Here is a 12,442-nt window from a genome sequence, read left to right on the forward strand (position 1 = left end):
AATTGGTCCTGTGACTGAGCTGTAGTCAGATCTGGGGGCGACGAGCCAGCTGATCGCGGATCTCGCGCAGCAGCGCGATGTCCTCGGAAACGCCTTCCGGCTCGGGCTCCTTGCCCTTGTCGCGCAGCTCGTTGAGCTTCTTCATCGGGACGACGATGAAGAAGTAGACGACTGCGGCAGTGATCACGAAGGTGATGCACGCGGTGATGAATGCGCCGATCGTGAACTGCTGGTCGTTGATCTCGAAGCTCATGCCGTACTGGCCGCCACCGCCGATGACGCCGAGCAGAGGCTCGATGAACGACTTCGTGAACGCTGCCACGAGAGCTGTGAAAGCGGTGCCGATGACAACGGCGACGGCAAGATCGACGATATTTCCGCGGAGCAGGAAGTCTTTGAATCCCTGGAGCATGCATCCCCCTGAAGGTGTAGAAGCTGGTACGACGACCCTAGCCACGTCACGCGGTCCGGCGCTATCCCGGCTGTCACGAGGACGAGGTGATGACGCTGAACCGCGAGTTCAGCCCTGCGGTCGCCAGCGCGAGGGCGTTCTTCTCCGACGTCACGACGCCGAGGGCTGTGACGCCCGAGTCGTCGACGGACGGCACCGTGACGACCTCGACGCCGCGGGCAATCACCTCGGCTTGGCTGTTTCCGTCGGGGTCGACCGCGACGATGTCGACCCGGTCGCCGGGCTGGACGTTCGCCGCGCCGTCTGAGCGGTCCACCCGGATCGTGGTGAGGACGGCGCCTTTGCCGTATCCGGCCATCGTCCCCGGCTGCAATACGCGATAGTCGGTCAGCGCCTCGCCGTCGCGCATGGGACCGGCCACCGTCCGGCCAATCGCCTCGTCGTGTTCGAGCGCATGCTCTGGAGCGGCGTCGGGAGGGACATGCGCCGTACGGAGGTCGGCCCCGGTGAGAATCTGCCCGCTGCGCAGGTCATGGCTGGCGACCGTGACGGCCGTCGTGTCGGGAGAAGCTGTCAGCGCATTGAGTGCCGCGAGGACGGCGAGACCCGTGAAGAGCGCAGCCAGCAATCTGCGGTGCTCGAAGACGATGCGCCAGATGCGGTCCATGACCGGAGCCTAGGAAGGTCCGGCCCGCCGTGCAGGCGGCTGTCCACAGGGTTCAGGCGGCGGAACCGGACCCCGAAGTCTTGGCAGGCGTCGAGGTGGATGCGGCAGGCGTCGCGCTCTCGGACTTGGCCGGCTTGCTGCTTTCGGCCGATGACGAAGTCGATGAGGCAGGTGAGGACGCCGTGGATGTCGAGCGGCTGTCGGTCTTGTAGAAGCCCGAACCCTTGAAGACGACGCCGACTGCGTTGAAGACCTTGCGCAGGTTGCCGCCGCACGCGGGGCACACCGTCAGTGCATCGTCGGAGAAGCTCTGCTGCACTTCCAGCGCTTCTGCGCAGTCCTTGCACTGGTACTGGTACTTCGGCACGACAAGCTCCCGATCGATTGATTGGCCTCCCAAGGGTACAGTTACGCCATCGTGATCGATTACATCCCTCACCGAATCAGTCCTTGTAGAGACCATCGTCCCGGAGTCCTTCGATGACTGAATGGCTGCTCCTGGCCACCTCCTTACTTCTCATGCTGGCCTGCGGCGTGTTCGTCGCCGCAGAATTCTCGTTCGTCACCGTCGACCGGGCGACGATCGAACGCGACGCCGAAGCCGGCGACAAGGGCGCGCAAGGCACCTTGATCGCGTTGAAGTCGCTGTCGACCCAGCTCAGCGGTGCTCAATTGGGCATCACGATCACGAACCTGGCGATCGGCTTCCTGGCCGAGCCGGCGATCGGCAAGCTCCTGAAAGGGCCGTTGGAGTCGGTCGGCCTCGAGGACGGGGCCCTGCGGGGTGTCTCGTACGCGATCGCGCTGGTGCTGAGCACTGTCGTCACGATGCTGGTCGGCGAGCTCATCCCCAAGAACTTCGCGCTGGCGCTGCCGCAGCGCACTGCCGCGCTGACCCAATGGCCGCAACGTGCGTTCACCAAGGCGATGGCGTGGCCGATCCGGTTGCTCAACGGCCTGGCGAACGCGATCCTGCGGGCCCTCGGCGTCGAGCCACAGGAAGAACTGCGCTCGGCCCGTTCGCCTGTCGAGCTGCGGTCGTTGGTGCTGCGCTCGGCCATGGAAGGCGCGATCGACGACGAGACCGCCGACCTGGTGGCCCGCAGTATCGCGTTCGGTGACCGCACCGCGGCCGACGTTCGCACGCCGCGGGTGCGGGTGCACTTCCTCGAAAGCCGCGACACCGCATTCGACGTCATCGAGGCGGCGAGGCAGACAGGCCATTCCCGATTCCCGGTGATCGGCAAGAGCCCCGACGACATCTTGGGCGCGGTGCACGTCAAGCGCGCGGTCGGCGTCGACGTCAACCGTCGTCGCAGTGTCCGACTGATCGACATCCTCGACCCCGTCACGACGGTGCCCGACAGCATCGAGCTCGACCCGCTGCTGCTGTTGCTGCGCGAGCAGGGCATGCAGATGGCGGTCGTCGTCGATGAGTACGGCGGCACCGACGGCATCGTGACGCTGGAGGACCTGATCGAGGAGATCGTCGGCGATATCGCCGACGAGCACGACCGGCTGTCGGCGCGCAGCCGGCACCGTCGCGACGGCACCTGGTCGTTGTCGGGGCTGTTGCGTCCTGACGAGGTCGAAGAGCAGACCGGTATCGCGCTGCCCGAGGGTGAGGACTACGAGACCATCGGCGGCCTGATCAATCTCGAACTCGGCCGAATCGCGGTACGCGGCGATGTTGTGCGGCTCACGATCGAGCGCACCCCCGACGAATCAGATGAGGAGCTCGAACCCACCATCGTGATCTTGACGGTCGAACGCATGGACGGTCGTCGCATCGATCGGGTCTCCCTGACGATCGATGACACAGCCTCGGTCGAGGCAGGTGATGGGCATGAGTGACTGGGCCGGAGTACTCCTCCTGCTGGTGCTGTTGGCGCTCAACGCCTTGTTCGTCGCAGCGGAGTTCGCACTGATCTCGGCGCGGCGCACTCAGCTCGAGCCGCGTATCGCGGCGGGTTCGCGTCCCGCGCGCATGGCGATGCGGGCGATCGAGAACATCACTCAGGTCATGGCCGCGGCGCAGCTCGGCATCACGATGTGTTCGCTGGGTCTCGGTGCCGTCGGTGAGCCCGCGATAGCGCACCTCATGGAGCCGGGCTTCGAAGCGCTGGGCGTCCCGCACGGACTGCTGCACCCGATCTCGTTCGTCATCGCGATGACGATCGTGGTGTTCGCACACGTCGTCCTGGGCGAGATGGTGCCCAAGAACCTCGCGCTTGTCGGGCCCGACCGGGCGTCGTTGTTCCTGGGTCCGTTCATGCTGGGCGTGGTGTTCGTGCTCAAGCCGTTCGTCGTGGTCCTCAACGGCATCGCGAACGTCATCATCCGGTTGTTCCGGGTGCAGCCGGTCGACGAAGTGTCCTCGACCTACACGCACGACGAGGTCGCCGGCCTGGTGGCCGAATCACGCCGTGAGGGCCTGCTCGACGAGCACGAGTTCAGCCTCGTCTCCGGAGCGCTCGACTTCTCCGACGGGACGATCGACCAGGTTCTGTTGCCCCGTGACGGTCTTGTCACGATCCCGCCGAGCTCGACTCCCGTCGACGTCGAACGGGCCTGCGCCGATACCGGGTTCTCCCGCTTCCCCGTCACGGACGGGAGCGGGAACCTGACCGGCTACCTGCATATCAAGGACGTTCTGGAGACCGACGAGACATCGCGCCTGGAGACGATCGCGGACAAATGGGTCCGTCCGCTGGCGACGGTCGGGATCGGGTCTGGCCTGTATGAGGCACTGCGCACGATGCAGTCAAGAGGCTCACACATGGCGCGGGTCGCCGACGAGAACGGCGACGTGCTCGGCGTCATCATGCTCGAAGACGTTCTGGAAGAGCTCGTCGGCGAGATTCGCAGCGCAGAGAGGGCCTGAGCGCCGGCTCGTTCGCAACCGTTGGTGCGGTGGGTGAGAATGGCTCGGTGCGTCGCATCCTGATCGGTCTCGTTGGCTTGCTCACCGTCCTGCTCGTGGCAGGAGCGGTGTTCTCGTTCGTCACGGTGCGCAAGTCGTTTCCCGACACCACGGGTGCGGTACAGATCGCTGGGATCAAGACGGATGTCACGGTCAAGCGCGATGGATTGGGCATTCCGCAGATCTACGCGGACACGTCTGAAGAGTTGTTCCTGGCGCAGGGTTATGTGCACGCCCAGGACCGGTTCTACGAGATGGACTTCCGCCGTCATGTGACGGCAGGACGTCTGGCCGAACTGGTGGGCGATGCTGCGCTGGACACCGACAAGTACGTTCGCACCCTCGGCTGGCGACGAGTCGCCCAACAGGAGCTGGCACTGCTCGACGATGAGACCTTGGGCCTGCTGCGTGCGTATGCGCGTGGCGTCAACGCCTATATCGAGAGCCGTTCGGCGTCGAAGCTGTCGTTGGAGTATTCGGTGCTGGGCCTCACCGGACCGGACTACACACCCGAACCATGGACGATGGTCGATTCGCTGGCCTGGATCAAAGCGATGGCGTGGGATCTGCGCAGCAATATGACTGACGAGATCGACCGGGTACTCGCGACGCAGAAGCTCTCGGTCGCCGAGGTCGAACAGCTGTACCCGGACTATCCCAAGGACCACGCGACGATCGTCGGAGATCAGGGAACCGTGGTGGGCGATCAGTTCGCCCAAGACGGTGCGCCCACGCCGACTGAGGCGGGGCTGGCCAGGTCCGCGGTCGCGTCGTTGAAGAAGGCACGCAGTGGCGCCGAGGCGCTTCCCGCGCTGCTCGGCATCGGCGACGGTATCGGCTCAAACTCCTGGGTCGTCGACGGCAAACGCTCGAAGACCGGCAAGCCGATCCTGGCCAATGACCCGCACCTGGCGCCGTCGATGCCGGGTATCTGGTACCAGGTCGGCCTGCACTGCAGGACCGTCAACAAGGCGTGCCCGTACGACGTCGCGGGCTTCTCGTTCTCCGGTCTGCCGGGCGTCGTGGTGGGGCACAACGCGAAGATCGCGTGGGGTGTCACGACGATGTACGCCGATGTCACGGATCTGTACCTCGAGCGGGTCGTCGGCGACACGTACGAGTTCAACGGCAAACAGGTTCCGCTGGAGACCCGCAAGGAGACGTTCAAGGTCGCCGGCGGCGACACCGAGACGATCACGGTGCGCTCGACGCGGCATGGGCCATTGCTCTCTGACCTCGACGACGACATCGACGAGGTGGGCGAAGGCCTGCAACGGACCACCGATCAGGGGACGTACGAAGTCGCGCTGCGGTGGACGGCGCTCGACCCGTCGCCGACCGTCAAGGCGGTCTTCGCGCTCGGCAAGGCGCAGAACTGGGAGCAGTTCCGTGCGGCCGCCAAGCTGTTCACGGTGCCGTCGCAGAATCTGATCTATGCCGATGTCAAAGGCAATATCGGTTATCAGGCGCCCGGCACGATCCCGATTCGCAAGAAGGGCGATGGACGTTGGCCCGTTCCGGGCTGGGACTCGTCGTACGGCTGGAGCGGCTCGATCCCGTTCGATTCATTGCCGCGTGTCTACAACCCCGATGAGGGCTTCATCGTGACGGCCAACAACAAGGTCATCGGTGATCAGTACCCCGAGATGCTGGGCGCCGACACTGCGGCGGGCTACCGGTCGCAGCGCATCAGGGAGCTCATCGAGGCGACCGACAAGCTCAGCGTCGAGAAGATGGCCGACATCCAGAACGACACCTACAGTGCCGTGGCGGCCAGGCTGGTTCCGGCGCTGCTCGACATACCTTTGGAGAGCAACTACTACCGTCAGGGCGCGAAGACGCTGAAGGGGTGGGACTTCCGGCAGGACGCCGATTCGTCTGCCGCGGCGTACTTCAACGCTGTGTGGAGCAATCTGCTCGCCGACACCTTCCACGATCAGCTGCCGAAGGCAGTGTGGCCCGGCGGGGGAGAGCGTTGGTACAGCATCATCGACGAGATCCTCGACGATCCCGCAAATTCGTGGTGGGACGACGTCCGAACCCCGGTGCGGGAGACTCGCGATGACATCTTGGCTCAGGCCATGCGGGATGCCCGCGACGAGCTGACGATGCACCAGTCACGTAGCCCGGAGAAATGGCGCTGGGGCGCGATGCACACCCTGGAGCTGGTCAACCCGACGTTGGGCGACTCCGGCGTCGGGGCAGTCAATTGGCTGTTCAACCGTGGGCCGTACAAGATCGGCGGCGGCAGCGGCCTCGTCAATGCGACCGGCTGGGATGCAGCTGAGGGCTACGAGATCACCTCGGTTCCGTCGATGCGGATGATTGTCGACCTGGCCGACCTCGACCGGTCGAGGTGGATCCAGCTGACCGGCAACTCCGGGCATGCCTTCCACGACAACTACGTCGACCAGCAAAAGCTCTGGGCGAAAGGCGAGGCCGCGCCCTGGGCGTTCGGCCAGAAGGCGGTCGAGAAGGTGACGGAGAAGGAGCTGACCTTGACGGGAAGGCCGGATTAGTTCTGGCGGCGGTCATTTCGGCATACTTGCCGTGTGACCTGGAGAGTCCTGCACGGCGGATAAGCAATAGTCCGGTCGGAGCGGGAGCTCTGCCTGACACGATGGGTCCATGGCTTCATCTCTTGACGTTGTCGACTGGCCGGTCCGCACCGAACGGTTGGTGTTGCGACGCTTGGCCGACGGTGACATTCCCAAGATCTTCGCTTACCGGTCGCAGCCTCAGGTCGCTGAGTGGATCGGAGGCAATGCCACCGACCTCGAATCGCTCGCCGAGCGTTTCGGCGACGGCGAGACAGCCGTCATCGTCGAGCACGACGGCCAGTTGATCGGTGACCTCATGGTCAAGCTCCGAGCCGCCTACGCGCAGCGAGAGGTGGCCGAGCAGGCCGTGGGATCGGAAGCTGAACTCGGCTGGACCTTCAATCCGGCGCACCACGGCCGCGGACTCGCGACCGAGGCGATTCGAGCTTTGATCGGTGTCTGCGTCGATGACCTGGCGCTGCACCGGGTCACGGCCGCCTGCTTCACCGACAACGAACCGTCGTGGCGTCTGATGGAGCGGGTCGGCATGCGCCGCGAGGCTCATCACGTCAAAGACTCGCTTCACCGCGACCACGGCTGGATGGACGAGTACGTCTACGCGCTCCTCGCCGACGAATGGACGCGCTCGGCCTGAGTCACTGGCGATGCGACGGTAGCGCTGCCTCCGCAGACTCCTCCGCCGGCGCATGGTCCAGCTCCGGCAGCAGCCGATCCAGCCACCCCGGCAACCACCAGTTCGCATCGCCCAGAAGCTTCATGGTGGCCGGGACAAGCACCAGGCGTACGACGGTTGCGTCGAGGAAGATCGCCGTGGCCAGTCCCACTCCCATCATCTTCACCACCGGGTCACTGCCCAGGACGAAGCCTGAGAAGACCGCCACCATGATCAGCGCGGCTGCGGTGATGGTGCGCCCGGTGCCGGCGATCCCCGCGATGACCGCACGGGTGTTGTCGCCGTGTCGCCGGTACTCCTCGCGTACCCGCGACAACAGGAACACCTCGTAGTCCATGGAGAGACCGAACAGGATCGCGAACATGAACAGCGGGATGAACGACACGATCGGCACCGCCTGTTCCACGCCGATCAGGCCGGCCGCCCAGCCCCATTGGAAGACCATGACGAGCACGCCGTACGCCGCGCCGACGCTCAGCAGGTTCAGCAGGACCGCCTTCAGCGGCACCAAGACCGACCTGAACAGCACCGTGAGTAAGAGGAACGACAGCAGCAGCACGGCCATCACGAAGCGGGGCATCCGCTCCTGCACCCGGTCACCGAGGTCGGCGAACGTCGCTGTCTGGCCGCCGACATGGGCTGTCGCCGCGGTGCCTTCGAGCATCGTCGGGATGACCTCGCTGCGTAGCCTCGCGACGGTCTCCTGGGTGGCAACGTCTTGGGGCGAGGTGCTCGGCTGCGCCACCAGGGTCGCCACGCCCGCGGTGAGATCGATGGTCGGTTCGCTGACCGAGGTGATGCCCGGATCGGCTGCCATCGCCTCTGCCAACGGAGCCACGACGGACCCGTCCTGGGAGATGTCGACCGCGATCACCAACGGCCCGTTGGCGCCGGGGCCGAATCCGTCGGCGATCAGGTCGTAGGCCCGTCGTTCGGTCCTCGACTCGGGCTTGGTCCCGTCGTCCGGGAAGCCCAGGTTGAGCGCGAGAACGGGCGTGGCCAGGGCGATCATGAAGACCGCTCCGCAGGCGAGGTACGCCGTAGCGTTGCGGGTCACGTGGGCGCCCCATCGGTACCAGCCGGTGCTCGGCCGGTGCGGCGTGCGCCGGCGTCCGTTGATCCGGTGCCCTGCCAGCCCGAGAAGTGCCGGCAGCAGGGTGACCGAAGCGAACACCATCACGAGCACCATCGCGGAGATCGCGATCCCGCCACCGGTCACGAACGGGATCCCCGCGAAGAGCAGTCCCAGGATGGCCACGACGACCGTGCCTCCGGCGAAGATCACCGCCTGTCCTGCCGTAGCCATGGCTCTGCCCACCGCTTCGGCGACCGGCATGCCCAGTGCCAGGTGTTCGCGGTGCCGGGTGACCAGGAAGAGCGCGTAGTCGATACCGACGCCGAGTCCGACCATCGCCGCAAGCTGCGGCGCCCACGCCGGGATGTCGATCAGGTACGTGACGAGCTTCATCGAGGTGACGCCGACGACCAGACCGAACAGCGCCATACCGATCGGCAGCCCCATCGCGACAAAGGAGCCGAACGCGATCAGCAGGACGATCATCGCGACGACGATTCCCGCGACCTCGCCGAGTCCGGTGGGGGCTTCCTCGAACGCGAAGAACAGATCGCCTCCGGTCTCCAGTGTCAGGGACGAGTCCTCACGCAGGTCGGCGACGGCGTCCTGGAGGTTGTCCAGGTCGGCGGCATCGAGGTGCTCGATCGCGGGGTACTGCACCCGCACGAGTGCAATATCGCCGTCCGGTGAGATGCTGCTGGTCGTCCCGAGCACGTGGGGGAGTGCCTCGAGAGCTGACTCCACCGACGCCAGTCGCGCTGCTGCGTCCTGGGCTTCGAGTACGACGTGTGCGGTGACCCCGCCCTCGTCGGCCTGCGCCTCGGCGAGCAGCTCCGCAGCTTGGTAGGAGTCGAGGCCGGGCGCCTCGAAGCTCTCCTCGAGATCGCGCCCGAAGGCAACGGAGGAGGCGATGACAACGAGCGTGAGAACGACCCAGGCGCCGATCGCGACCCAGGGCCGGGTGGCAGCAGACCGGCCGAGCCGGTAGAGGAGATTCGACATGCCTCCACGGTGGCCCGGCAGCGAGCGACATACATCGGGCCCAGGATTGAGGGACTCCTCGGCCGAAAGGACGAGAAACGGCTCGTACTTGTGCCCCGTACGGTGAGGGTCAATGCTCCCTATGCTGGAGCGGTGTTCGCCGCATTCATCCGCTCGGTCCTAGCCGAGCCCCGTGCCCCGGACCCGCCAGCGCGGGTGTGGTGGGACTGGGCCCTGGTCGGCGCCTTCCTGGTCGCGGCCGCGGGCGAGGCGATCTTCCGCCCTGACGTACCGGAACGCCCCTTGGCCATCGTGGTCGCGCTTCTGGTGATCCCGGTCCTGCTCTGGCGGCGTACTCATCCGCTTCTGGCGACCGCGGTCGGCTTCGGCGGCGCAATGGTGCTGCAGATCCCGATGCTCCTCGACGGCGTCTCCGATGTGGGGTTCAACTCCATGGTCTGCGTCCTGCTGTTGCCTTACGCCTTGTACCGCTGGGCTTCCGGCCCCGAAGCGCTGGTCGGTACGGCGATCGTCGCCGTACCGGCGGGCCTGGGTCTCGCGACCAGCGGGAACCTCGGGGACGTCATCGGTGGCACCACCGTGCTGGTCGCGTCGTTCGCCCTCGGGGCCGCGATGCGCTATCGCTCGGTTGCGCGCCAGCGCGAGGTGCAGCAGGTCCGGACGCTTGAGCGCGGTGAGCTCGCCCGCGAGCTGCACGACACCGTCGCGCACCATGTGTCGGCCATCGCGATCCAGGCCCAGGCGGGACGGGCGGTGGCGGCCACCGACCCGGCTTTGGCGGTCGAGGCGCTGGCAGTGATCGAGGCGGAGGCGTCGCGGACACTGTACGAGATGCGCACGATGGTCCGGGTGCTCCGCGACGGGGAAGTGTCCGACGCAGAGCCAGTCGACTACGCGCCGCAGCGGGGCATCAGCGATCTGGACGAGTTGACCCGCATGAGCTCCCTGGTGCAGGTGAACCGCGGGGGCGACCTCGCTGGCCTGCCGCAACCGGTGGAAGTCGCGGTCTATCGGATCTGTCAGGAGTCGGTCACGAACGCGATCCGGCATTCGCTGAACGCCACAGCGGTCACCGTGGGTGTCACAGGCGACGTCGACGTCGTACGGTTGCGTGTGCACGACGACGGAGAAGCGCCCCGCCCCGCGACCACCGTGGGCTACGGCCTGCTCGGCATGGCAGAACGAGCCAAGCTGCTCGGTGGTGTCTGCCAGGCTGGCCCGGACCCGCTCGGCGGCTGGACCGTCGAAGCGACTCTGCCGCGGGAAGTGCCGCGATGACCATCCGGGTGGTGGTCGCCGACGACCAGCTCCTGGTCCGCACCGGGCTCACCATGATCCTCAACGCGCAACCCGGGATCGAGGTCGTCGGCGAGGCAACGGATGGTCATGAGGCGGTGGCCGTGGCACGCGAGTTGCGTCCCGACGTCTGCCTCTTCGACATCCGGATGCCCGGGATTGACGGCGTCGAGGCCACCCGCCAGCTCGCCGGCCCAGGCGTCGAGAACCCCATGGCCATCGTGATCATCACGACCTTCGATCTCGACGAGTACGTCCATGGCGCCCTCAAAGCCGGAGCCCGGGGCTTCCTCCTCAAGGACGCTGGACCCGAGCTGCTGGTCCAGGCAATTCACGCAGCCGCGAACGGCGACGCGCTCATCTCGCCCGACATCACCCGACGCCTGCTCACCACACTGGCGGGCCCAGACCGAGCCTCCCCACCGGCTCAGCCGATCGAGCCGCTCACTGAACGTGAGGAAGAAGTGCTCCTCACCGTCGCCCGCGGCCGCACCAACGCCGAGATAGCGGACGAGTTGCACATCACCTTGAGCACCGTGAAGACCCACGTCGGCGCGCTGATGAACAAGCTCGGCGCCCGCAACCGCGTCGAGGTCGCGATGTGGGCGTACGAGACCGGTCGCGTCAAGGGATAGGGCCAGCTGTCACGCCGGACCCGTCAGCGTTTGGTGCGCGGCGCCGCAGGTCGGTCGGCCCCCTCGGCCGAAAGGTGTCGAACATCCACAGGAGGATCATCAGCGCCAGGACGCTGCCCGCGGCGTCGCCCCAGTCCCGCCCGCCGAGCGCCACCACGAGTCGCCACCCACACCTGAGTATCAAGTACACGACCCACAGCCCCACGACCCATCGAAGCGCTGTCCTCATGAAGGTACGGTAGCGCTTCGGCATGGCTCAGGTACCAATCTTTGGAAGAGCCACGTTGTCGAGGGTCCACCTCTTCGGATCATGTGTGCGTGCCGATATACCGAGGCACCCGGACCTGTCGTAGAGATAACCGGTCGCATCTTGCTTGACTAGATTTCACCTCTGAGCCGAGACTGCAGAGCGTCAACAGACTCGGTAGCACTGCGACATCAGTTGATTGGACGTATCGCAGGCTTGGTCCTTTGCCTGCCAGAGCGACGTTGATCCTCATCCATCTGACGGAGTCTTGCGGAACCAGACAACGCGAAGGACCGGGTGTTTAGCGCTCTCTGCCCCATTCGCGGTGGATTGAGGCGCTAATCTCCAGTGGTGACCGAACGTGCCTATCTGGAGCATCGCCTCGACGACAACGTGCTGCTCGTGCTCGACCACCGGGTGGTCGACATCTATGACGCCTCTGAGCGTGTGGTGGCGGGTGGGCACGGCCGGTGGCACGTCGATCATCTCGGTGTGGAAGCGAAACCCGTCAGGGGCGGAATGAAGATCAGGGTCGGACTCCGCCGCCCGGATGAGAGCATCAGCGTCAGCTCTGACATTGCGAAGTTCACGGTCACCGACCAGCAGTTGCCGCACGTACTTGCGTTCTTCGACCGAGCCAAGGCAGCCCGACTACTCCTTTGATGGATTCGGAGCTCGCGGTTTGACGCGAACGACCAAGTGCCCCTTGACTGGGACGGTCGGTGCCTTCAAGCGATCAACAGATCGCGGGTGTGGCCGTTGCTGCCCGACGTGCACCTGAGGGTCTGCTCAGCGTGCCTCGCAGCAGACCAGGCTGGTTTCTGCGTTCCGATCCCGCCGGCCGAATAGCGGGGATTGACGCGCGCCACGGTGCGCAGAACCTGGCGATCGCATGGATCGCCATCTCTTCACCGCTCTCGAAAACCAGAACGACAGTCTCGAGTAAACGAG

At 65.7% G+C, this 12,442-nt stretch carries 12 protein-coding genes; 7 read left to right on the top strand and 5 right to left on the bottom strand.

What is annotated here, in order from left to right; genetic code table 11:
• Window positions 1-25: 25 nt before the first annotated feature.
• The 3 genes from mscL to ACXJKC_RS03285 all read right to left on the bottom strand — a co-directional run bounded on the left by mscL (window position 26) and on the right by ACXJKC_RS03285 (window position 1,446).
• Window positions 26-412 carry a large conductance mechanosensitive channel protein MscL gene (mscL, locus tag ACXJKC_RS03275; protein WP_456695240.1) on the bottom strand — a complete coding sequence of 129 codons (387 nt, stop codon included), beginning with the start codon at window positions 410-412 and terminating at the stop codon, window positions 26-28.
• A gap of 73 nt (window positions 413-485) precedes the next feature.
• Window positions 486-1,079, bottom strand: coding sequence for an SAF domain-containing protein (locus ACXJKC_RS03280; protein WP_456695241.1), 594 nt, complete (start codon window positions 1,077-1,079; stop codon window positions 486-488).
• Between the two features lie 52 nt (window positions 1,080-1,131).
• Window positions 1,132-1,446: an FmdB family zinc ribbon protein gene (locus tag ACXJKC_RS03285; RefSeq protein ID WP_456695242.1), complete on the bottom strand. Its 315-nt coding sequence runs from the start codon at window positions 1,444-1,446 to the stop codon at window positions 1,132-1,134.
• A gap of 113 nt (window positions 1,447-1,559) precedes the next feature.
• On the opposite strand from ACXJKC_RS03285, the gene ACXJKC_RS03290 reads away from it, so the two are divergent.
• The 4 genes from ACXJKC_RS03290 to ACXJKC_RS03305 all read left to right on the top strand — a co-directional run bounded on the left by ACXJKC_RS03290 (window position 1,560) and on the right by ACXJKC_RS03305 (window position 7,197).
• On the top strand, window positions 1,560-2,933 hold the full coding sequence (locus ACXJKC_RS03290) for a hemolysin family protein (protein ID WP_456695243.1): 1,374 nt from the start codon (window positions 1,560-1,562) through the stop codon (window positions 2,931-2,933).
• Window positions 2,926-3,963: a hemolysin family protein gene (locus tag ACXJKC_RS03295; RefSeq protein WP_456695244.1), complete on the top strand. Its 1,038-nt coding sequence runs from the start codon at window positions 2,926-2,928 to the stop codon at window positions 3,961-3,963. The genes ACXJKC_RS03290 and ACXJKC_RS03295 overlap by 8 nt, the downstream gene beginning before the upstream one ends.
• Window positions 3,964-4,010: 47 nt before the next feature.
• Window positions 4,011-6,521 (top strand): penicillin acylase family protein, encoded by a 2,511-nt coding sequence (locus ACXJKC_RS03300; RefSeq protein WP_456695245.1) that lies wholly within the window; start codon window positions 4,011-4,013, stop codon window positions 6,519-6,521.
• 109 nt (window positions 6,522-6,630) lie between these two features.
• Window positions 6,631-7,197 carry a GNAT family N-acetyltransferase gene (locus tag ACXJKC_RS03305; protein WP_456695246.1) on the top strand — a complete coding sequence of 189 codons (567 nt, stop codon included), beginning with the start codon at window positions 6,631-6,633 and terminating at the stop codon, window positions 7,195-7,197.
• A gap of 1 nt (window position 7,198) precedes the next feature.
• Here the strand turns inward: ACXJKC_RS03305 and ACXJKC_RS03310 are convergent, their stop codons facing one another.
• A complete protein-coding gene (locus ACXJKC_RS03310; RefSeq protein WP_456695247.1) occupies window positions 7,199-9,313 on the bottom strand; it encodes an MMPL family transporter in 2,115 nt (704 codons plus the stop codon).
• Between the two features lie 132 nt (window positions 9,314-9,445).
• On the opposite strand from ACXJKC_RS03310, the gene ACXJKC_RS03315 reads away from it, so the two are divergent.
• Complete coding sequence (locus tag ACXJKC_RS03315; protein WP_456695248.1) at window positions 9,446-10,591, top strand: sensor histidine kinase; 1,146 nt, start codon at window positions 9,446-9,448, stop codon at window positions 10,589-10,591.
• Window positions 10,588-11,244, top strand: coding sequence for a response regulator (locus ACXJKC_RS03320; RefSeq protein WP_456695249.1), 657 nt, complete (start codon window positions 10,588-10,590; stop codon window positions 11,242-11,244). Before ACXJKC_RS03315 ends, ACXJKC_RS03320 begins: the two co-directional genes overlap by 4 nt.
• Here ACXJKC_RS03320 and ACXJKC_RS03325 read toward each other — a convergent pair.
• Window positions 11,234-11,473, bottom strand: coding sequence for a hypothetical protein (locus ACXJKC_RS03325; protein ID WP_456695250.1), 240 nt, complete (start codon window positions 11,471-11,473; stop codon window positions 11,234-11,236). The two genes, ACXJKC_RS03320 and ACXJKC_RS03325, sit on opposite strands and share 11 nt — an antisense overlap.
• A 369-nt stretch (window positions 11,474-11,842) precedes the next feature.
• On the opposite strand from ACXJKC_RS03325, the gene ACXJKC_RS03330 reads away from it, so the two are divergent.
• Window positions 11,843-12,154 carry a hypothetical protein gene (locus ACXJKC_RS03330; protein WP_456695251.1) on the top strand — a complete coding sequence of 104 codons (312 nt, stop codon included), beginning with the start codon at window positions 11,843-11,845 and terminating at the stop codon, window positions 12,152-12,154.
• Window positions 12,155-12,442: the final 288 nt, after the last annotated feature.

The organism is Aeromicrobium sp. P5_D10 (assembly GCF_054049535.1).